Annotated in this window: 20 protein-coding genes and 1 rRNA gene; 12 read left to right on the forward strand and 9 right to left on the reverse strand. The window is 59.5% G+C overall.

Annotated features, from left to right (window positions below):
- Positions 1 to 13: 13 nt before the first annotated feature.
- Positions 14 to 1,594 (reverse strand): bifunctional aminoglycoside phosphotransferase/ATP-binding protein, encoded by a 1,581-nt coding sequence (locus tag LWH94_RS15740; protein WP_232902814.1) that lies wholly within the window; start codon positions 1,592 to 1,594, stop codon positions 14 to 16.
- Positions 1,595 to 1,714: 120 nt separating this feature from the next.
- Between LWH94_RS15740 and mrcB the strand changes: the two genes are divergently transcribed.
- Both mrcB and LWH94_RS15750 read left to right on the forward strand, forming a co-directional pair.
- Positions 1,715 to 4,024, forward strand: coding sequence for a penicillin-binding protein 1B (mrcB, locus tag LWH94_RS15745; RefSeq protein ID WP_232902815.1), 2,310 nt, complete (start codon positions 1,715 to 1,717; stop codon positions 4,022 to 4,024).
- Positions 4,021 to 4,605 carry a tetratricopeptide repeat protein gene (locus LWH94_RS15750; protein ID WP_232902816.1) on the forward strand — a complete coding sequence of 195 codons (585 nt, stop codon included), beginning with the start codon at positions 4,021 to 4,023 and terminating at the stop codon, positions 4,603 to 4,605. Before mrcB ends, LWH94_RS15750 begins: the two co-directional genes overlap by 4 nt.
- A 38-nt stretch (positions 4,606 to 4,643) precedes the next feature.
- On the opposite strand, the gene LWH94_RS15755 is transcribed toward LWH94_RS15750, so the two are convergent.
- Positions 4,644 to 5,534, reverse strand: a complete 891-nt coding sequence (locus LWH94_RS15755; RefSeq protein WP_232902817.1) for a DUF4382 domain-containing protein — start codon at positions 5,532 to 5,534, stop codon at positions 4,644 to 4,646.
- A 201-nt stretch (positions 5,535 to 5,735) separates the two neighbouring features.
- Between LWH94_RS15755 and LWH94_RS15760 the strand changes: the two genes are divergently transcribed.
- The 4 genes from LWH94_RS15760 to LWH94_RS15775 all read left to right on the forward strand — a co-directional run bounded on the left by LWH94_RS15760 (position 5,736) and on the right by LWH94_RS15775 (position 8,825).
- Complete coding sequence (locus LWH94_RS15760) at positions 5,736 to 6,323, forward strand: RNA polymerase sigma factor (RefSeq protein ID WP_094625262.1); 588 nt, start codon at positions 5,736 to 5,738, stop codon at positions 6,321 to 6,323.
- A gap of 4 nt (positions 6,324 to 6,327) precedes the next feature.
- The gene (locus LWH94_RS15765; RefSeq protein ID WP_232902818.1) at positions 6,328 to 7,020 is read left to right on the forward strand and encodes an anti-sigma factor family protein; all 693 of its coding nucleotides are present in this window, start codon (positions 6,328 to 6,330) and stop codon (positions 7,018 to 7,020) included.
- Positions 7,017 to 7,418, forward strand: a complete 402-nt coding sequence (locus tag LWH94_RS15770; RefSeq protein WP_232902819.1) for a hypothetical protein — start codon at positions 7,017 to 7,019, stop codon at positions 7,416 to 7,418. Before LWH94_RS15765 ends, LWH94_RS15770 begins: the two co-directional genes overlap by 4 nt.
- A gap of 84 nt (positions 7,419 to 7,502) precedes the next feature.
- Positions 7,503 to 8,825: a tetratricopeptide repeat protein gene (locus tag LWH94_RS15775; protein ID WP_232902820.1), complete on the forward strand. Its 1,323-nt coding sequence runs from the start codon at positions 7,503 to 7,505 to the stop codon at positions 8,823 to 8,825.
- Between the two features lie 57 nt (positions 8,826 to 8,882).
- On the opposite strand, the gene hemL is transcribed toward LWH94_RS15775, so the two are convergent.
- Genes hemL through LWH94_RS15800 form a run of 5 tightly spaced genes read right to left on the reverse strand, consistent with a single transcriptional unit; the run spans position 8,883 to position 13,839 of the window.
- Entirely contained in the window at positions 8,883 to 10,163 is a 1,281-nt protein-coding gene (gene hemL / locus LWH94_RS15780; protein WP_232902821.1) for a glutamate-1-semialdehyde 2,1-aminomutase, read from the reverse strand.
- A gap of 12 nt (positions 10,164 to 10,175) precedes the next feature.
- On the reverse strand, positions 10,176 to 10,835 hold the full coding sequence (thiE, locus tag LWH94_RS15785) for a thiamine phosphate synthase (RefSeq protein ID WP_269802628.1): 660 nt from the start codon (positions 10,833 to 10,835) through the stop codon (positions 10,176 to 10,178).
- Complete coding sequence (gene thiD / locus LWH94_RS15790; protein ID WP_058339887.1) at positions 10,832 to 11,593, reverse strand: bifunctional hydroxymethylpyrimidine kinase/phosphomethylpyrimidine kinase; 762 nt, start codon at positions 11,591 to 11,593, stop codon at positions 10,832 to 10,834. Before thiD ends, thiE begins: the two co-directional genes overlap by 4 nt.
- Before the next feature lie 44 nt (positions 11,594 to 11,637).
- The gene (gene hemJ / locus LWH94_RS15795; RefSeq protein ID WP_058339886.1) at positions 11,638 to 12,060 is read right to left on the reverse strand and encodes a protoporphyrinogen oxidase HemJ; all 423 of its coding nucleotides are present in this window, start codon (positions 12,058 to 12,060) and stop codon (positions 11,638 to 11,640) included.
- Positions 12,061 to 12,063: 3 nt separating this feature from the next.
- Positions 12,064 to 13,839: a chloride channel protein gene (locus LWH94_RS15800; protein ID WP_232902823.1), complete on the reverse strand. Its 1,776-nt coding sequence runs from the start codon at positions 13,837 to 13,839 to the stop codon at positions 12,064 to 12,066.
- Positions 13,840 to 13,983: 144 nt separating this feature from the next.
- On the opposite strand from LWH94_RS15800, the gene argC reads away from it, so the two are divergent.
- The 4 genes from argC to erpA all read left to right on the forward strand — a co-directional run bounded on the left by argC (position 13,984) and on the right by erpA (position 16,622).
- Complete coding sequence (gene argC / locus LWH94_RS15805) at positions 13,984 to 15,021, forward strand: N-acetyl-gamma-glutamyl-phosphate reductase (RefSeq protein ID WP_232902824.1); 1,038 nt, start codon at positions 13,984 to 13,986, stop codon at positions 15,019 to 15,021.
- Positions 15,022 to 15,032: 11 nt separating this feature from the next.
- A complete protein-coding gene (locus LWH94_RS15810) occupies positions 15,033 to 15,773 on the forward strand; it encodes a DUF6776 family protein (protein ID WP_232902825.1) in 741 nt (246 codons plus the stop codon).
- A gap of 4 nt (positions 15,774 to 15,777) precedes the next feature.
- Positions 15,778 to 16,209, forward strand: coding sequence for a bactofilin family protein (locus LWH94_RS15815; RefSeq protein ID WP_232902826.1), 432 nt, complete (start codon positions 15,778 to 15,780; stop codon positions 16,207 to 16,209).
- A gap of 80 nt (positions 16,210 to 16,289) precedes the next feature.
- Positions 16,290 to 16,622, forward strand: coding sequence for an iron-sulfur cluster insertion protein ErpA (erpA, locus tag LWH94_RS15820; RefSeq protein ID WP_022990255.1), 333 nt, complete (start codon positions 16,290 to 16,292; stop codon positions 16,620 to 16,622).
- 4 nt (positions 16,623 to 16,626) lie between these two features.
- Here erpA and LWH94_RS15825 read toward each other — a convergent pair whose 3' ends face one another.
- Complete coding sequence (locus tag LWH94_RS15825) at positions 16,627 to 17,727, reverse strand: anhydro-N-acetylmuramic acid kinase (protein WP_232902827.1); 1,101 nt, start codon at positions 17,725 to 17,727, stop codon at positions 16,627 to 16,629.
- 2 nt (positions 17,728 to 17,729) lie between these two features.
- The gene (locus LWH94_RS15830) at positions 17,730 to 19,118 is read right to left on the reverse strand and encodes a peptidoglycan DD-metalloendopeptidase family protein (RefSeq protein ID WP_232902828.1); all 1,389 of its coding nucleotides are present in this window, start codon (positions 19,116 to 19,118) and stop codon (positions 17,730 to 17,732) included.
- A 308-nt stretch (positions 19,119 to 19,426) separates the two neighbouring features.
- Here LWH94_RS15830 and tyrS point away from each other — a divergent pair, with 308 nt between their 5' ends.
- Both tyrS and LWH94_RS15840 read left to right on the forward strand, forming a co-directional pair.
- Positions 19,427 to 20,629, forward strand: coding sequence for a tyrosine--tRNA ligase (gene tyrS, locus LWH94_RS15835; RefSeq protein WP_232902829.1), 1,203 nt, complete (start codon positions 19,427 to 19,429; stop codon positions 20,627 to 20,629).
- A 373-nt stretch (positions 20,630 to 21,002) separates the two neighbouring features.
- A 16S ribosomal RNA gene (locus LWH94_RS15840) occupies positions 21,003 to 21,111 on the forward strand; the annotation flags it as partial.

Raw genomic sequence — 21,111 nt, forward strand, 5'->3', positions numbered from 1 at the left:
GTACCCTGAGGGCTTACTGGGCCGGAGCCAGGCCCAGGTGCTGGCGGATGCGGTCTGCCACTGCCTCGGCCACATGCTCCTGCTCGGTGTGCAGGTGCACGGTGTGGGTTTTCTCTTCCGTGGTCAGGGGTTCGAACCAGCTTTGCTGGGCATCCAGCAGCTCTTCGGTAGCCTCGGAGGCATCCCCTTTGCGTTTGCGCACCCATTCCCGGCGCAGTTGTTCCGGTGCTTCGCAGTGCAGCAGTGCAAAGGGCACGCCCTGGTTTTCCGCGACACTGGCAAACAGGTTGCGTTCATGTTCCTTCAGGCAGGCGGCATCCACGATCACGGAGGCGCCGGAGGCCAGCAGGTCACCGGCCAGGTTCGCCAGGTGCTGATAGGTTTGCTCTGTCACTTCCGGGCTGTACAGGTCTTCACCCAGGCCTGACTTGCTGCTGTCCAGCGGCCCCAGGCCATGCAAGCGCTTGCGCTCGACATCCGAACGCAGGCGAATCAGCCCCAACTCGCCGGCCATGGCGGCACTTACACAGGTCTTGCCGCTGGCAGAAAGCCCGGTGGTGGCCAGCAGGTAATGGTTGGGAATGGCGCCGTAGTTTTCCGCCAGCTGGGCGTAGCCGCGATAACGCTGCATCAGTTCTTCCCGCTCCTGCTCGTTCAGGCTCGGGTTGCCCATGGTGAACAGGGCAATCTTGGCCCGAACCATGGCGCGGTAGGCTTTGTACAGGGGCAGCAGTGCCAGCCCTTCGAAGTCGCCGCGGTATTCCAGGTAGGTGTTCAGCACCAGGTTGGCCAGCGCCGGCTCGTTCCGGGATTCCAGGTCCATCAGCAGGAAGGCCAGGTCGTTAATCACATCAATCCAGCGGAACGGCTCGTTGAATTCGATGCAGTCGAACACCGTTACCTTGTCGTTGAATACGGTGATATTGGCCAGGTGCAGGTCGCCATGGCACTCCCGTACCAGGCCGTTGGCCCGGCGGCTGGTGATCAGCTCGCGGTGGCGTTCAAATGTGGTGCGGGTCCAGTCTTCCAGGGCGTCCAGCTGGGTCAGCAGGGCCTTGTCGGTCAGCAGGGGGCGGACCTGGTCGAAGTTCTCCTGCATGGCGGCGTAGACTGCTTCCGGTGTGCCCAGGGGCTTGTCATCGGCAATGGGGGGCAGGCTGTCGTGAAACTGTGCAGACTGCCTTGCCACGCTGGCCAGCATTTCGGCCGTCAGCTCGCCCCGTTCCTGGCGACGGTCGAACAGCTCGTCCTGGTTGAACTGGCGCATGCGGATGGCGTATTCGAAGGGCTCGCCTGCACCGCCGATTTGCGGTTGCTCCGGGCTGCCGGTGATGGGCAGTACATCCAGGTAAAGCTCCGAGGCCAGCCGGCGGTTAAGCCGAAGCTCCTCTTCGCAGAAGTGTTTGCGGCGTTCAAGGGTAGAGAAGTTGAGGAAGCCGAAATCCATGGGCTTCTTGATCTTGTAGGCGTAGTCGCCGGTCAGCAGAACCTGGGAAATATGGGTTTCGATAACCCGGAAATCCTTCACCGGGTGGTCGTACAATTCCGGGTTCTGCAGTGCCTTGACCAGTGTATCCGGGGCGTTCTCGCTCACATTGTTCTCCTGGGTTCCCTGAACTCGTTGATTTTTCTTGGCCTATCATAGCGGGCAGATTACAGAAATAACACATTACAGGCCTGCCGGTCGCCCATGTGGCTTCGTTATAATCGCGGCATGAGTAAATCATCTTCTTCCCGTAAAAAATCTCCCAAATCCCGCTCCGGAAACCAGAAATCCGGCTTCTGGCGTTTCATGTTCCGGGCCGGTGCCCTGGGGCTGGTGTTGCTGGCCGGCTGGATGGTGTACCTGGATGCGGTGGTCACCTCCCGTTTCGAAGGCCGGCGCTTTGAGGTGCCATCCCGGGTGTATGCCCGGCCACTGGAACTGTATGACGGCGCCAGCGTAAGCGCAGGGAGCCTGGTGCGTGAACTGGAGCTGTCCGGTTATCGGCCGGGTGATGGCGTGCGGGCCGGCACTTATCAGCGTAATGGTGGCCGTTTTGTCATCAGTACCCGTGGTTTCCTGTTCCCGGACGGTGAAGAAGCCCGGCGCCGGTTATCGCTGGTGGTGAGTGGCGACCGGGTCAGCTCGTTCTCAGTACTGGCGGGGCCATCGGCTGCGATTGTGCGGCTGGAACCGGCACGCATTGGGGGTATCTACCCGGCCCATCGGGAAGACCGGGTACTGGTGCAACTGGAAGAGGTTCCGGAATTGCTGCCGCTGGGCCTGATGGCGGTGGAAGACCGCCGTTTCTACGATCACTTTGGCGTTGCGCCGCTGTCCATTGCCCGGGCCATGCTGGCCAATATCAAGGCGGGCGGGATTGTTCAGGGCGGCAGTACCCTGACCCAGCAGCTGGTGAAAAACTTCTTCCTGAGCCGGGAGCAGACACTGGTTCGTAAAGGCAACGAAGCCCTGATGTCGATTTTGCTGGAGCTGCATTACGACAAAGACGACATCCTGGAAACCTACCTGAACGAAGTGTATCTGGGGCAGGCGGGCACCCGCAGCATTCATGGTTTCGGCCTGGCCAGCCAGTTCTATTTCGGTGAAAGCCTGAAAGACCTGGCCCCGCACCAGCTGGCACTGTTGATTGGTATGGTAAAGGGCCCCAGCTATTACAATCCTCGCCGACACCCGGAACGGGCCACGTCGCGCCGGAACCTGGTGCTGGATGAAATGGCCGAGGCCGGGCTGCTGGCCGAACCGGAGCTGGCGAAGCAGAAATCACGTCCGCTGGGTGTGAGCGCAAAGCCTTCGTTTACCGAGAACCGTTACCCTGCCTACATCGACCTGGTGCACCGGCACCTGGCCCGGGATTACCAGCAGGAAGGCCTGCAGAGTGAGGGGCTGCGTATTTTCACCACACTGGACCCTGCAGTGCAGCATGCTTCGGAAACAGCGGTCAGCAAAACCCTGCCGAAACTGGCCAATGCGGATGAACTGGAAGCCGCACTGGTGGTCACCGCAAAGGATACCGGCGAGGTACTGGCACTGGTGGGTGGCAAGGATCCGCAATTTGCCGGCTTTAACCGGGCGGTGGATGCCCACCGGCCGATGGGTTCTCTGATCAAGCCGTTTGTTTACCTGACCGCCCTGGAACAGCCGGATCGCTACACGCTGATCACGCCGGTGAAAGACCAGGCGTTCACCCTGGAATTCGATGACGGCCGGCTCTGGCAGCCGAAAAACTTTGATAAGGAAGAGCGCGGCGAAGTGCCTTTGCACCTGGCCCTGTCCAAATCCTATAACCTGCCTGCGGTGCGGGTGGGGCTGGATATCGGCATTCCGAATGTTCAGCAAACACTCCGGGATTTCGGGGTGACCACGCCGATATCCGATTACCCGTCGATGCTACTGGGTTCTGTGTCCCTGGCTCCGGTGGATGTGGCCCAGCTGTATCAGGGCCTGGCCACCGGCGGTTTCAACACCCCCTTGCGCACCATTCGGGAAGTGACCGATGCCGACAACGAGCCGTTGTCCCGCTACAACCTGAAAGTAGACCAGGTGGCAGACCCGGCCGCCGTTCACCTGGTGCAGTACGCCATGCAGGAAACCATGCAGGAAGGCACCGGCCGCTCTGCCTACTATACCTTGCCCGAACAGCTTACCCTGGCCGGTAAAACCGGTACCACCGACGATGGCCGGGATGCCTGGTTTGCCGGCTTCAGCGGCGACTTGCTGGCGGTGGCCTGGGTGGGCCGTGACGACAACGGGCCAACGGTGCTGACCGGCGCCTCTGGCGCGCTGCCGGTGTGGTCATCCATGATGTCGCAGATTCCCCAGCACGGGTTTTCACCGGTAATGCCGGACGGCGTGCAGTATCATTGGGTAGATGCCGAGGCACAGGCCCTGACCGGTGAGGGCTGTGCCAATGCCCGGCTGGTGCCATTTATCGCCGGCAGCGAGCCGGCGATGAGCACAGATTGCAACGGCAATATCGGCCGGCAAATTCGCAGTTGGTTTGAAGGATTGTTCCAATGATAAAAGTAACCAGTATCCGTTTCGCACCGCTTGCCCTGGCGCTGTCCCTGGCGGGCTGTGCCAGCGGCCCCGGTGGTGGTTCCATTTATGTGCCTATGGGCGGCGGCGAACCCTCCCGGGCACCCGAGCCGCCGAGAACTGCGGAGCCTGAACAGAATTCTGAACAGGAGCCTCGTGTCTGGCGCAAAAGCGAAGAGCCCGCCGTGAGCGAGCCGGAACAGCCGTCCCGTACCCCTAGCTACCGGGAATCCGGGGACGCCCTGCCTGCAGCGGCGGTAACCCTGATTCGGGATGCCGACCAGCGTTTGCAACAAGGGGATTCTGCCGGAGCAATCTCCAGTCTGGAGCGGGCACAGCGAATCGCGCCCCGTTCGGCAGAGGTCTATTTCAAGCTGGCAGAAGCCTATGTGGCCGGTGACAACCTGGGTGCGGCGGAGCAGTTCACCCTGAAGGGGCTGTCGCTGGCGGGCAACAACTCAAGCCTGCAGCGTTCAGGCTGGCTGTTGCTGGCGGATATCCGTCGGGCGAGGGGAAATGTTGCGGGGGCCAGCCAGGCGGAGGATCGGGCACGGGCGTTGTAAGGCTGAACGGGGCTGCTAATTGGCAGCCCCGTAGCGGTTCAGAAGTTTATGATGGTTGTTTCGCCAGCCGATACAGTGGCGTTCTGTCCGTCGGTGAAGAGCAGATCATCATTTGAAGGCTCGCCTTCGGCATCTTCGATCAGATCGCTGTCGCAGGTGTAGCTGACGGTGTATGAGCCTTCGGGGATAAAGCTTGCCTGATAGCGGTATTCGTCATTACCTTCAACTGGCACAACAACCAGTGGTTCGTTATCGCTGCCAATGTCGTCCGGCAAAAGATCCGGGCCTGAGTGTACATACACATTGCCCAGAAAGCCTTCTGTGGTGCTTACGCCGCCACAGTACTCGGTGATCAGCTCCGGAGCGACTGTACCGGTAATGGTCCCAACCTGGGCGTTATCAACCAGGCGAAGTACTGGCTTCAGCTTGTAACTGTTCGGGTCGTTCTGGGGGTTAACGATCGACTTCCTGACGTCAAAATCAATGGTGATTGCCACTTCGCCGCCAGCAGGCACAGTGAATCCACTGGTTTGAATGCCCCGGGCTGAGGGAGTGGTCAGCGGGTATTCCCCACCGTCAATCACGATGTTGTTGTTTTCGCCGATTTCCAGTCTTACCCACTGGTACTCGCCGGCATCCAGCTCTTCCCGGTCCAGAAGTGCCTTTACCTGACCATTCTGGTAATCAAGCAGGTTGACCGGCTCGGGAATCTCCAGCTCGTATCTCACCGGAGAACCATCCTGGTGCTTGAGTACAAGAGCTGTGACTTCGATGTTTACGGCCTCGGCATGGTCTACAGGCGCATCTGTCAGTCCTACCGAAACTGTACCTGTTTGTCCGGTACTGCCTCCGTCGCTGCCACTGCCACCGCAGGCAGCCAGGGCGCCGGCGAGGGCGGAAACTGCGAATACCTTGGTTGAATTCTTCATAAATCCTCCGGTTTGTATTCTTTCCGTTGTAAGTCCGGCGTTGTGGTCGCCAGTATTGAGCTCACGAAGCCGTTGCGGGTGGGGTTCCATCACTTTGATTAACATTTGCACATGTTTTGGCCATAGTGCGTGGCAAGTGCATGGCGGGCGCAGCTGTTATAGACTGCGCGCTTCCCGAAACCGCAACCAGGCAGTCGTTTTTTGGCAATCCTTCCGTTTCGTCCCTCAGCCCAGAAGCGTTTTCAGCGGCTGGTGCAGCCGCACCTGCAAGCTATGCACAGCTTCGCCTGGCGACTGACCGGCAACAGCCAGGATGCCGAAGACCTTGTGCAGGATGTGGTGGTCAAACTTTACCCCCGGCTTGATGAACTCGAATCCGTAGACCAGCTGCGCCCGTGGCTGAACCGGGTTCTGTACCGGCAGTTTATTGATGGCCTGCGCAAGAAGCGTCGCCAGGCGGACCAGCCGGTGAGTGACCTGATGGACGCCGACAGCCAGTCAGACTGGCTGGATTCACTGGAAGCGGACGACCATTCACCGGAACTGGCCCTGGGGCAGGCGCAGCTGGGCCCGATGCTGGACAAGGCGTTGGCACGATTGTCACCGGACCAGCGCACGTTGTTGCTGCTGCACGATGTGGATGGCTGGCGCCAGGAAGATGTTGCCGAGGTGCTGGGTGTGCCGGTGGGAACGGTAAAATCCCGCTTGCACCGGTGCCGGGCCAACCTGCGAAAATTTCTTCAGGAATGCATGGAACCGGAACCCGGTTCCGGGCGTCAGGAACTGTGAGGTGATGACTATGTCCTGTTCGCAAATCCGATCACAATTGCCTGACTTTGTCAGGAATCAGCTGGCTTCCGGGGAGGCGCAGCAGGTGCGCGCGCACCTGGAACACTGTCAGTCCTGTGCCCGGCAGGCAGAGATCGAAGCGGTCCTGAACGACGAGCTGGCCAGTCGCTATGCGGTACCGGCCGCTTCGGCGGATTTCGAAAGCCGGGTGTTGGCCGCGGCATCCGGTTCCGGTCAGGGCCGCAAGGTTCACCTGGCCTGGGGTGGTGCGGTAGCTGCCGCCCTGGTACTCGGGCTGATGCTGGGGCGTGGAATGCCGGAGCCGGACCCTGTGCCGCAACTGGCCAGTGAGCCGGCGCCGGAGGAGCAGAGTGCTGGCCCGATGCCGGAGCCCGTGGACAGAACGGTACGGCTGGCCTTCACGGCCGGTGAGCCCCTGGATAATGTCACGCTTACCCTGGCGTTGCCGCCCCATGTGGAACTGTCCGGATTGCCGGGCCAGCGCCGGGTTAGCTGGCAGGTCAACCTTGAACAGGGCGATAACGTGCTGGCCCTGCCCCTGAAAATCCTGTTTCCCGGTGCCGGTGAGCTGATTGCAGAACTGGATGCCAACGGGCGACAGAAGGTGTTCCGGGCGGTTGTGCCCCAGCATCCCGGCAACATTGTGCCCAATGAGCAGGAGGAGCCGGCAACATGAGTGTTGGTAAAAACTTAACGTTTGGCGGTTGGCTGCTGACCACCAGCTTGCTGGTTGTGGCGCCCCTGGCGGCGGCGAATGACCTGGATGTCACCATGCGTATGGTGGAAGACAGCGAAGACCTGACCAATTCGGTTACCCGCGAAATCCGCCTGCCGGAATTACCGGTGTTGCAGGGCAAGGCAAGCGACCAGGGACAGGCTCGTCCGGATGCTCCGGGGCGTGAAGTGTCAAAAGATGCCCGCGAGCGTGGCCGTGATTTTGGCCAGTCAGTATCTGAACGGGCCAGGGAAGCTCGGGAAAAAAAGCCGGAACCGGGAATTGACCGGCTGCCACAGCCGGCTCTGGATGCCCGTGAGCGCAAGCCAGATATGCCGCCACAATCGTCACGTCCGTAATTTCTCACTTATGGTAACCTCAAAACCCTGACAGCCCGGCCTTACCCGGGCTTATCTGCTAATCACTAGCCTCGGGGTTTCCTGTTGTTCAGATTCCTGCTTGTTCTGAGCCTGCTGGTACTGGCCGGTGCTGCCTGTGCCAGTGACGATAACTCTGCCGGGCAAGCGATGACCGCCGGTATCGAACAATTCCGCGAAGGCAATTACCCGCTGGCCCGGGAGCACTTTGAGCGCTCGCTGGCGCTGGGTGCCGACACGCCCGCACTCCGCTACAACCTGGGCGTGGTCTGCTACAAAACCGGCGACTATGCTGCGGCCCGTAATCATTTTTCGACGTTACTCAATGGTGACAGCCAGGCCCTGGCCCGTTATAACCTCGGATTGGTGGCACTGGCTGAGGGCCAGCCCGGACAGGCCCGCGACTGGTTTGGCCAGGCGGCAGCCGATGACGCACCGGATAAAGTGCGGCAGCTTGCGGAGCGCCAGCTTGCGGACCTTTCAGTTCAGGACAACGCTTCCCGGCAACAGTCCATGTTGGCCCGACAGGGCTATCTCTCTGCGGGTCTGGGCTACGACAGCAACATGGCCGGGGTGCCCGAGGATTCTCCCAGTAATCGCGGCAGCGCCTTTGCCGAGCTGGTGGCGGCTGGCAGCCTTGGCTACCAGGCCACGGAGCGTTGGCGACTGGTTTGGGATGGTGTGTTCTATGGCCAGGACTATCACCACGACAGCGACTATGACACCTCGGTACTGCAGGCGCGGATAACCGCTTTGCAGGTGGTCGATGTCTGGGAACTGGGAATACGTGGGGGCGGCACCAGGGCCTGGCTTGGCGGCGATGAACTGGAAACCCGGGCCGGCCTAGCGTTACTGGCCCGCACCGATGCCTGTGCTGGGGCGGCCCTGTTGCACGGTTGTTCCTTTGAGCTGGCGGCAGAGCAGGTAAACGGCGGCCCCGGATATAGCGCCTACGATGGCCAGTGGTATCTGTTTGAAGCCCGGGCGGACCGGACCCTTGCAGGCTGGTTGCTTGAGGGTTTCTACCGCTGGGAGTCCAACAACCGGGACAATTTCAGCCAGGAAGGCTATGTGGTGAGTGTCTCGCCACGCCACCATGAAATCGGCATCGAGGCGATATACCCTTTACACCCGGATTTGCTGGTAGGCGCAGAGAGCGCGCTGCGGCATAGCCGCTATGATTCACCACACCAGTGGCTGGAACAGGATGTGCTGGTGGAGCGCAGGCGGAAGGACACCCGGCTGGAACTGGGGCTGATGGCGGAATACTGGCTGAACCGGCAGTGGCTGGTGCGCAACCAGTGGCTGTATCGCAACCAGGACAGTGGAATTGACCGGTATGACTACGACCGGCATACGCTGACGGTCTCGCTGGAAGGGGTATTCTGAAAGCAACAGGTTGCCCCGGCCCGGTTATGACCCGGGCCGGGACTGATTGCTTACCCGTTACAGGGTAGCCATTACCTTGCGCGCAGCGGCGATGGTGAACTCGATGTCCTCTTCAGACAACGCGGCACACACAAAACCTGCCTCGAACGCAGACGGTGCCAGGTACACGCCTTCGGCCAGCATGCCCTGGAAGAATTTCTTGAAGCGCTCTACGTCACACTCCATGACCTGGTCAAAGCGGGTAACGGAGTCCTCTTTGGTAAAGAAGAGTCCGAACATGGCGCCGGCGGATTGCACGGTCAGCGGAATGCCTGCTTCGTCTGCTGCAGCTTTGAAGCCGTCCCGCACCTTGTTGGTCTTCTCGATCAGTTTGTCGTGGAAGCCGGGCTCGGAAATGGCATTCAGGGTGGTCAGGCCGGCGGTCATGGCCAGCGGGTTACCGCTGAGGGTGCCTGCCTGGTAAACCGGGCCCAGCGGAGAGATGTGCTCCATGATTTCTCGCTTGCCGCCGAAGGCGCCGACTGGCAGGCCGCCACCGATTACCTTGCCCAGTGCGGTCAGGTCCGGGGTGATGCCGTAGTAACCCTGAGCGCCGCCGAGGGAGACCCGGAAACCGGTCATCACTTCGTCGAAAATCAGCACGGTGCCGTGCTCGTCACACACTTCCCGCAAACCTTCCAGGAAGCCCGGGACCGGCGGGATGCAGTTCATGTTGCCGGCCACCGGCTCCACGATGATCGCGGCAACCTGGTCGCCGATCTCCTTGAAGGTTTCCCGCACACTGCCGATGTCGTTGTAGGTAAGGGTAATGGTGTGCTCGGCCAGGCTGGCCGGGATGCCCGGGGAGTTGGGCACGCCCAGGGTCAGAGCGCCGGAACCGGCTTTCACCAGCAGCGAGTCCACGTGCCCGTGGTAGCAGCCTTCAAACTTCACAATCTTGTCGCGGCCGGTGTAGCCACGGGCCAGGCGGATGGCACTCATGGTGGCCTCGGTGCCGGAGTTGACCATGCGCACCAGTTCAATGGACGGCACCAGTTCGCACACCTTCTTGGCCATCTCGGTTTCGATGGCGGTGGGCGCACCGTAGCCAACGCCAAGGTCGACCTGGGCGTGCAGTGCCGCTTTGATGCGCGGGTCGGAATGACCCAGGATCATCGGGCCCCAGGAGCCGATGTAATCGATGTAGCGCTTGCCGTCTTCATCGTAAAGGTAGGCGCCTTCGGCATGGTTGAAAAACACCGGGGTGCCGCCCACGCCACGGAATGCCCGCACCGGAGAGTTAACGCCGCCGGGGATGTATTTCTGGGCCTGTTCAAACAGATCTTCAGAATGAGTCACAGTGAGCTCCTGTCAGTCGGAATGTGTGTAAAGCGGATGGTGCCGGGCAAACAGCTGGCAGAATTGCTTTGCCCGGGTTTCAATCTCGGTTGGAGTGCCGCCGAACAGACCGCCGACCACGGCCAGCAGGTCTGCGCCGGCCAGAATCAGCGGCTCGGCGTTATCGGCGGTTATGCCCCCAATGGCGGTAATCGGCAAGGCCAGTGTTTTCGCTTCGGTCAACACGGTTGCTTCGGCCGCCGGCGCCCCGGGCTTGGTGCCGGAGTTGTAGAAGCGGCCAAAGGCCAGGTAATCGGCGCCGGCGGATTTTGCTGCCTGGGCCAGGTCGAGGCGATGGTGGCAGGTGATGCCGATAATCGCCTCCGGGCCCAGCAGGCGGCGGGCTTCGTCCGGAGCGCCGTCGTCCTGGCCCATATGAACGCCTGCCGCGCCAACCCGGTGTGCCAGCTCCGGGTCGTCGTTGATTAGCAGGGGCACGCCGGCGTTGCGGCACAGGCTGTTGAGGTCTGCAGCCTGGCGCAGCCGTTCTGCAGAGGATGATCCCTTGTCCCGGTATTGCACCAGCACGGCACCACCGCGCAGCGCGGCTTCAACGGAATCCAGCAGGGTTTCCGGGGGTGTCAGCCGGTTGTCGGTGATTGCATACAGCCCCGGTTGCAACTTCTGGCTCAGCGTTCCCACAGGATGCCCCGGTCCGGAACCCGCTGGCCCTGACCCACGGTGAGGGCATGCAGCAGCGTGCGGTGTACATAGTTCTGGGCCTGGGAGATGGACGCCCGGGCTGATAACCCACTGGCCATCCCGGTGGCAATGGCGGCGGCCAGGGTGCAACCGGTACCGTGGTATTCGTTACTGCCAACCCGCTCGACTTCCCAGTGCATGGGTTCCGGGGAGTGGTTGTACAGGGTGTTGGTAATGTGAATGCCGGTGCCGTGGCCGCCAGTTGCCAGTACGGAACGGCAGCCGGCTTGCAGCAGGTTCAAGGCGGCCTGGTCGGCATCATCGCTGCCGCCGAGTTGTGTCAGCTCCTCGCCGTTCGGGGTGATCATTTCCGCGCGAGGGAACAGTTTGTCCTTCATGGCCTGGACCAGCTCGTCATCGGCCAGGTCGCCACCACCGGCGGCCTTGATGACCGGATCGACAATCAGGGGCAGTTCGTCATCCTGGCTGTCCAGGAAGTCCTTCAGTACAGCGACAATGGCGGCGTTGCCCAGGGCTCCGGTTTTTACCGCGTGGATGGTGATGTCCTTGTCCAGGCACTGCAATTGCTGGCGGATCAGCTGGGCGTCAACGGCTTCGGCGCCATACACGTTGTGGGTATCTTGTACCGTCAGGCAGGTAACAACCGGTAACGGGTGGCCGCCCAGTGAGGTAATGGCCTGGATGTCAGCCTGGATGCCGGCACCGCCGGAAGGATCCAGGCCAGACAGTACAAGAACGTGGGGGCGGGTGTAATTGTTAATGCTGTGCCTCCTCAGAAAGGTTTAACAACGGCCAGGATCACCACGGCCAGCAGGATAAATACCGGGATTTCGTTGAACCAGCGGTAGAACACATGGCTGCGGTGGTTTTTGTCATCACGGAACACCTTCACCAGGTGGCCGCAATAGAAGTGGTAGACGATCAGCAGGGTCACCAGTAACAGCTTTACGTGCAACCAGCCCTGGCTGAAATAACCGGATACGTTATAGCTGAGCAGCCATACACCAAAGATCACCGTGGCAATCATCGAGGGTGTGGTAATACCGCGGTACAGCTTGCGCTCCATGATTTTGAAGCGTTCCTGCCCGGGTTTGTCTTCGCACGCTGCGTGATACACAAACAGCCTGGGCAAGTAGAAGATGCCGGCAAACCAGCACACCAGGGAAATTATGTGGAAGGCTTTAACCCACAGCATCTGTCAGCTCCGTCGGTATTGGTAATAACTTTCGATATCGGATTGAAGTACCACACCATAAACCCGCTGGATCATCGGAGCCACATGGCGTTGTACGTATAGCGCTTCGGCCTGGGAGTTGTCGAACTCGTTCAGGGCTTCTTCCAGGGTGGCCTGGTATTGTACCGGGGCAACGTCCCGCCGGTTAGCTGGAATTTCCATCAGGTCAACGCTTTCCGGGGCCTCTATACCTTCTTCGGCCACCTGCTTGGCGGTATCTTCAAGGTAGCGGGCCAGGTCTACCGCCGGCAGCAGTGCGGTGGGGCCGTTGCTGCCGTCGATCAACAGCCACTTGGGTTCGGACTTGAGCGCCTTCCTGGCTTCCTCAACCGTCAGTTCCCGTTCTGTGCGCAGAATGCTCCTGTCCATGATGGCGCCCACGGAAACCCGGCGCAGGGCCTGGATCACCGGGGAGTTCTGGTAGCTGAGCCCCTGGCTTTTCAGGATCGTCAGGAACAGCGATTTCTTGCCGAAGGCTTCACTGGTTACCAGGCTGGCGGTGGTAATGATCAGCATGCCCGGCAGTATGATATTCGGGTTACGGGTAAGTTCCATGAGCGCCATCAAGGCCGCCAGCGGAGCCTGCAGCACGGCTCCCATCATGGCGCCCATTCCCAGCATGGCGTAGAAACCCACAGATGACGCCTGCTCCGGAAAAATCTGGGCCCCGATCAGCCCCATGGCACCGCCGAGGGTGGCGCCCATAAACACCGTGGGGCCGATCACCCCGCTGGGCATGCCCAGGCCGATGGAAATGCCGGTAATGATCAGCTTGGCGGCACCCACTCCGAGCAGCAGCCAGAACGCCAGTTCGCCGTGAATGGTCTGGCTGACCGTGTCGTAGCCGATGCCCATGGTTTCCGGGATGAATACAGCAAAAGGCACCATCAGCAGGCCGGCCATGGCAATGCGCAACAGCACCGGCCGGTGATGGAAACGCCCCATGCTGTCCACCAGCTGGATAAACGCCGCTGCAGCAATGCCGATAATCACCGCAATGGCGATAATCCAGGGAATTTCCAGCATCGAGTTCATGGTCAGGGCAGGCACGCTGAACGCCGGTTCGGAACCGTAAACCACCTGGGTGACAATGGCGGCGCTCACAGCGGCCAGGATGATAGGGGTAAATCCGGCAATGGTGTATTCCATCATCACCACTTCCATGGCGAAGATAACGCCGGAAATGGGCGTGTTGAACGAGGCGGAAATGGCCGCTGCACAGCCACAGGCCACCAGGGTCCGAATGCTGTTGTTGGGCAGGCGCATCCACTGGCCGAGCAGGCTGGAAAACGCAGCCCCCAGGTGCACCGCCGGGCCTTCCCGGCCGGCGGACTGCCCACTGACCACGGTCGCCACACCGGCGACAAACTGCACCACGGCACTGCGGAATGAAATGTAGCCCTGGTGGTAATTCAGGCGCTCCATGATGTGCACGATCCCGACCTTGCGATCGTGGATGGCGAGCCGGTGCAGCAGCAGCCCGAGCCCCAGCGCGCCGGCCAGGGGCAGAAGGCCCCGGGTAAGGATATCCAGTTGCTCGAAGTTCTCGGAACCGGTCCCCGGCAGGAAGTGCTCCAGCGGCCATTCGATGGCGAGGCGGAACAGCAGGATGACCACACCGGTGACAATGCCGGATAACAGGCCCAGAACTGCCAGTTGGGGCAGGGCATCCACACCGGACAGTCTCCGCCGGAAAACGGGGATCAGGTGTTCGGTAATCTGTTGCCTGATACTACGCATTGGCGCGGGATTCCGGTTGCTGACACGGCTTGGTCAATGGGTTTGGGCGGACATTGTAGCTTCGGGTCTGAAGGCTGCAATAAGTCCTTGGATTATCATGGTAGACTACAGGCAAATTCTGGCCAGAACACCTTGGAGATTAGTGTGATAAAGACAGGCATTGTGGGTGGTACCGGATACACAGGTGTGGAACTGCTGAGAATCCTCGCAGTTCATCCGGAAGCGGAAGTTACCTGCATCACTTCCCGTTCAGAAGCCGGTATGCCGGTGGCTGATATGTACCCCAACCTGCGTGGTCACTATGACCTGGCTTTCTCCGAGCCGGACCCCGCGGTGCTGGCGGAGTGCGACCTGGTCTTCTTCGCCACGCCCCACGGTGTAGCCATGCGCGCAGTGCCAGAGCTGATGAAAGCCGGCGTGCGGGTGGTGGATCTTTCGGCGGATTTCCGCCTGAAAGACCTGGATGTCTGGGCCGACTGGTACGGCATGCCCCATGAAAGCCCGGAGTGGGCCGAGAAAGCCGTTTACGGCCTGCCGGAAGTGGTTCGTGATGAAATCCGCCAGGCGCAGCTGGTGGCTAATCCCGGTTGTTATCCGACAGCCGTGCAGCTTGGCTTCCTGCCATTGCTGGAGTCCGGGCTGGTGGATCCGTCCCGGTTGATTGCCGATGCCAAGTCCGGTGCCAGCGGTGCCGGCCGGCAGGGCAAGATCGGCATGTTGCATGGTGAAGTCGGGGAAAGCTTCAAGGCCTACGGTGCTTCCGGGCACCGTCACCTGCCGGAGATCCGTCAGGGCCTGAGCCAAGCCGCAGGAACCGGCGTGGGTGTTACCTTTGTGCCCCACCTGGTGCCGATGATTCGCGGTATTGAAGCAACACTGTACGCCGAGTTGTCTGATGCCGCTGATTTCGACCGCCTGCAGGCGCTGTATGAAGAGCGGTACCGCAACGAGCCGTTCGTGGATGTCATGCCCTTTGGCAGCCACCCGGAAACCCGCAGTGTGCGCGGCGCCAACAGCTGCCGAATGGCCCTGCACCGCCAGGAACAGAGCAACATCGTGATCGTAACCTCGGTGATCGACAACCTGGTGAAGGGTGCCGCCGGGCAAGCGGTGCAGAACATGAATATCATGTTCGGCCTGGATGAGACCCTGGGGCTGCAAGCACCGGCATTGCTGCCCTGAGGCTCTGAGTTGTGAGCGACACGCGCAAACCTTCCGAAGAATATGTTGTTATCCGCCACCGGCCGGGCCACCGCCTGCGCCGGACGGTGATTCTGCTCACCTTCACCGTGGTTGCTGCCGTGGCAGGCTACGTGGCCGGGCTGGCACAGGGCGGCTTTCGGCTGTCTTCGGTCGAGGCATCCAGCGAGCAACTGGTTGAAGAAGTAGAGACGTTGCGGGGTCAATATCGTGAGGCCCGGCAGAACATGGTCAACCTGGAGCGGGGTCGGGCGATTGACGAGCACGCGCTCCGGGAAGCCCGGAACACTATGGTCAACCTGGAAACCCGGATTTCCGAGCTGGAAGCGGACCTGACCTTCTACCGCAACATCATGGCACCCTCAGAAGCGGCCGAGGGCCTGCAGGTGGACCGCTTTACCCTGCTGCCCGGGCGGGACAACCGGGCCTTCGATTTCAAGCTGGTGCTGACCCAGGTGGGAGATAACAAAAGCTACATTTCCGGGGTTGTGGCGGTGAATGTTATCGGTAACCTTGACGGCGAAAAAGAAGTGATCGCGCTGCGGGACCTGTCCGATGAAATCGAAGACCTCGGCGTGGCATTCCGGTTCCGGTATTTTCAGGATGTAGAAGGCAGCCTGATGCTTCCTGAAAACTTTGAACCCCTTGAAATCCAGGTAGTGGCTCAGGCTGAAGGGCGCAAGGCGTCACAGGCTGAACGCACCTTCGACTGGCAACAGATAGCGGAGTACTGAATAGATGATGGGCAAGAAAAAACAGAAACCGCGCCGCGCGACCGGGCAGTTCGATACCCTGATTTCGTCCCGGACCACCATCGAAGGTGATGTGCACTTTTCCGGTGGCCTGCATGTGGACGGCAAGATTCACGGCCGCGTCATTGCCGAGGAAGGCAGCGACGCGGTAGTCCGGGTATCGGAAGTTGGCGAGATCACCGGCGATGTGATTGCCCCGCACATCATCATCAATGGCCAGGTGAAGGGTGACGTGCGTTCCTCTGCCCACCTTGAGCTGGCGGAAAAAGCGTCGATCACCGGTAATGTCTATTACAAACTGGTCGAAATGGCCATGGGGGCTTCGGTAAACGGCAACCTGGTTCGGGAAACCGAAAACAGTGGCCTGCTGACTCATGACGGCGCAAAGGCCGAAGCCGATGAGGGTAAATCCGAATAGTTGATTGTTTTAGTCAGGAATACCATAATCGTGAGTCAGTCATACGTTGCCGGAGGCAGATCTTGAGTGTAGTCCAACAAATGGCCACCCCGTTGTTCTTCAGTGACAACGCCGTTGCCAAAGTGCGTGAGCTGATCGAGGAAGAAGAGAATCCTGGTCTCAAGCTGCGCGTATTTGTTACGGGCGGTGGTTGCTCCGGATTCCAGTATGGTTTCTCTTTTGATGAGAACCAGGAAGACGACGATACGGTGATCGAGCGGGATGGCGTGAAACTGCTGGTGGACTCCATGAGCTACCAGTACCTGGTTGGCGCAACCATCGATTACCAGGAAGGACTGCAGGGCTCTCAGTTCGTGGTACAAAACCCGAACGCCAGTTCCACCTGCGGTTGTGGTAGTTCCTTCTCTATCTGAGCATTCAGGCCGGGTAAATCGCGCCCAGAATTCTTTCCCCTGAAGCGCCTGTTACCTCAGGCAGATTTCCCGGCAGGCCGGCTATGGTTTGCCGGGCCAGCCAGGCAAACGCTACCGGTTCCACCCATTGCGGATCCAGCCCCAGCTCTGCAGTTGTGGCCAGGTGTACCGACCCCAAACCCAGTCTCAACTCATTCATCAATACCGGATTGAAGGTGCCGCCGCCGCAGGCGAACACTGCCATGTCGGCATTCTCCTGGGGCAGTTGCTGGAGGATGGTGGTTATGGTCAGTTGTAGCAGGGTTCTTTGCACGTCTTCCGGTGGCAAATCCGGAAAACGCTGGAGGTGGGTGTGAATCCAGTCGAGATTGAAGCGCTCCTTGCCGGTGCTCTTGGGCGGAGCCTTGCTGAAATAGGCATCTGATAACAGGCTGGCCAGAAGGTCCGGGTTAGTGGCGCCTTCATGGGCCCAGTGGCCGTTCTCATCATAGTGTCGGCCGGTCTGGTCCAGGCACCAGGCATCGAGCAGTGCGTTCGCCGGCCCGGTATCAAAACCGATCACCGGTTTGCGTTGCCCGGCAGGAAGCCAGGTGATGTTCGCAATGCCCCCAAGATTCAAAATGCAGCGATCCTGCTGCGCCGAACCGAACAGCCAGCGATGAAAGGCCGGAACCAGGGGGGCACCCTGGCCATGGGCAGCCATGTCCCGCGAACGGAAATCGGCAACGGTGGTTACGCCGGTGGCCTCGGCAATCCAGGCGGCATTGCCAATCTGCATGGAGAAAGGCGCGGCGCCGGACGGTTGATGGCGGATAGTCTGCCCGTGGCTGCCGATGGCGCGGATCTCTTGCGGGTTGACTCCGGACTGGTGGGTAAGGTCGCTGGCGGCCTTGGCAAAGTGCTGGCCGGTGAGGGTGTCCAGTTCGCCAATTTCATCCGGGTCGGCCTGATTGCGCACCGCCTGCAGCAGGCGGTGGCGAAGCTGTTCAGGGTAAGGCAGGGAGAGCGTGCTGTGGATGTTTACGCCTGGCTCGCCGAAGGACACCAGCACAGCATCGACTGAGTCCATGCTGGTGCCTGACATCAGGCCGAGCCAGAGTGTCATGATCAGTTATCCGAAGCGAGTGCCAGCTGGCGGCCACTTTCGCGGAACACATTGAACTGCGCCAGGCGCTGTTCGGTAAACTGCTTGAAGCGGGCCATCTCGGTGCTGGGCACCGGCTGGGCGTCTGGCAGTTTTACGGTCCGGGAGTTCTTGGCTACGCCATTGATCCGGAACTCGTAGTGCAGGTGCGGGCCGGTAACCATGCCGGATGAGCCAACGTGGCCGATGGTCTGACCCTGTTTTACACGGGTTCCGTTCTTGATGCCTTTACCCAGCTTGCTCATGTGGGCGTACAGGGTGGAAATGTTGTCACCATGCTGGAGAACAACGGTGCGGCCATAGCCGCCTTTCCAACCGGCAAACTGAACACGGCCGTTACCGGCGGCTTTGATCGGTGTACCCGGAGGCGCTGCGTAGTCTGTGCCTTCATGGGGGCGAACCACGTCCAGAACCGGGTGCCGGCGCTGCAGGTTAAAGGGCGACGATAACCGGGCATTGATCGGTACCCGCAGGAACGCCTTGCGCATGCTCTGGCCTTCCGGCGTGTAATAGTCGCTGTCACCGTTGGTGTCGGTGTACAGCAGGGCAACGTTTTCTTTGCCCCGGTTGATAAAGCGGGCAGACAGAATGCGGCCGGTATTGAACTTTTCACCGTCTACATACAGCTCTTCGTAGACCACTTCAAAGATGTCGCCTTTTCGAACATCGTAAACAAAATCGATATCCCAGCCGAAAATACCGGCCAGTTCCATGGTCAGGCGGTCATCAAGGCCGGCATCGCGGGCTGCCAGGTAAAGGGAGCCATCGATAACGCCGGATGCAAACGCCGGACGGGCTTCCGGTTCGCGGATGTCGGTTTCGCCAACAAAGCCGGAATCGGTCTTTTCAATCTTCAGGGTTTCCAGCAGGCTGCGTTGCAATTCGATAGCGGCCAGGCTGCCTTCGTCATCGATGCCGAAGCGGATATGCTCACCGGCGTACAGGCGCTGAAGCTTGTCGGCTTCGCCGTCACCGTGAATGACGGAAAGCATCACGCCATCGTTAAAGCCGGCCTTTTTGAACAGGGACGACAGCGTCTCGCCGGATTTGATATCAAACTCTTTCCAGTTCAGCGTCGGCTCGGCACCAACAACCGCGGGCACTTCGCTGGTGGCCGGCAGTTCGGCTGTCTCGGCTGCGGTTTCTGCGGCAGCTTCGGCAGACTCCGGTTGTTTGACGGCTTGTTTGATGGGAACCGGGTTACCCAGTGCGGCACCCTGTTCAAGGTCGATGGTGTAAGACATGCGCCGGGCTTCAACATCGGCGCTGGGGCTCATGAGCGCAGCGGTGGTAACAACCACGGTGGCGGCTGCAGCCAGAGTAATATGTGTCTTGGGAAATTTTTTCAGCACGTGGCTCACCCGTTTTAATCGGTATTCCAGTAATTTGTGCCGGCTAATTAAAGCGCCAGTTCAAGTATAGACCATCAGATTACCGCATATGACATAAACAGGACAGTGCGCAACATTACAGTTCGCGCCTTTGGTTGGTCGTACAACCTGCTATGCCGCTGATATAATGCCGGCCTTATTATATACAGTCTGATCGATTTGTGATCAAAGGCTACTTTACCAAGGGAGCCGGTAACGCGCAGATTTCTTTTGTAGATCTCTGTAACCGGCAGGCCCTGTTGCACCTAAAAACTGGGGACAAAAGGTTCATGGCATCACTAGACGAAGCGTTGGCTATCATCAAGCGCGGTATTGACGAGCTGATTCCCGAAGAGGAACTGGTTGAAAAATTAAAGGAAGGTCGCCCTTTGCGGGTAAAGGCCGGCTTTGATCCCACTGCGCCGGATCTCCATTTTGGCCACACCGTGCTTATCAACAAGCTTCGTCAGTTCCAGGACCTCGGCCATGAGGTGATTTTCCTGATCGGCGACTTCACCGGCATGATCGGTGACCCGACCGGAAAAAGTGCTACCCGCCCGCCGCTCACCGAAGATCAGGTGCGCCAGAATGCGATCACCTATAAAGAGCAGGTGTTCAAGATCCTGGATCCCGCCAAGACCCGGGTTGTGTTCAACTCCGAGTGGATGAGCAAGATGTCTGCGGCTGACATGATCCGGCTGGCGGGGCAGTACACCGTCGCCAGGATGCTGGAGCGGGACGATTTCACCAAGCGCTACCGTTCCGAGCAGCCGATTGCAATCCACGAGTTCCTGTATCCGCTGATCCAGGGCTATGACTCGGTCGAGTTGAAGGCTGATATCGAGCTCGGCGGTACCGACCAGAAGTTCAACCTCCTTATGGGTCGGATTCTTCAGAAGCACTATGGCCAGAAACCGCAGGCGATTCTCACAGTACCTATTCTGGAAGGGCTTGATGGCGTCCAGAAGATGTCCAAGTCTCTGGGCAACTATATAGGTGTGAGTGATTCCCCGGGTGAGATGTACACCAAGCTGTTGTCCATGCCGGATGAATTGCTGTGGCGTTATTTCGAATTGCTCAGCTTCCGCCCGATGGCGGAAATTGAAGAATATCGTTCTGCTGTAGCGGCAGGGGCCAATCCCCAGGACTATAAGAAGGTGTTGGCCGAAGAGTTGATCACTCGCTTCCACGATGAGGAAGCTGCAAAAACTGCGCATAAATCGGCGGGCAACCGGGTGGCCCTGGGTGAGATTCCGGAAAATGTTCCGGTAGTCGAAGTTTCGCTGGAAGGGCAGGAAGGTCTGCCAATGCCGGCGGTGCTGCGTTTGGCAGGGTTGGTCAAGAACGGCGCGGCCGCCCGGGATGTGTTGGGTCGCGGTGCTGTTTATATAGATGGTGCCCAGTTTGAAGGCGAGCGGATGTTTGCCGAAGGTGATGACTGCGTTATCCAGGCGGGCAAGAAGAAGATCGCGCGGGTGGTAATTGTTGCCTGAATAAGGAGGGTGAACGGCCAGTCTGAATTTTTTCAAATTGGCCGTTGACTCCTGCGGCCAGGTCTGTAGAATGCGCATCTCGCTTGAGGGGCAACGCCGGAAACGGAGCAAAACCTCAGCGATAACCGATTGAAAGTATTCGAAAAATTGCTTCAGAAATTATTCGAAATCAACGGTTGACAAGGCGGCGGAACGATGTAGAATACGCGGCCTTGATTGGGCAGCAGCTCAAACGCTCTTTAACAAGTTAACCAAGTAATTCGTGTGGGCGCTGGCCGAGGTATTTCGGATGCGAAATATCAGGACAGTGACTCGTCGAAATTGAGTTTTGTCTTGAGCAAGAATTAAGAACTTACGGGTTCTTGTATGATTTAAACTGAAGAGTTTGATCATGGCTCAGATTGAACGCTGGCGGCAGGCTTAACACATGCAAGTCGAGCGGTAACAGGGGGTGCTTGCACCCCGCTGACGAGCGGCGGACG

It is taken from the genome of Marinobacter sp. G11, assembly GCF_021282325.1.
Taxonomy (GTDB): domain Bacteria; phylum Pseudomonadota; class Gammaproteobacteria; order Pseudomonadales; family Oleiphilaceae; genus Marinobacter; species Marinobacter vinifirmus.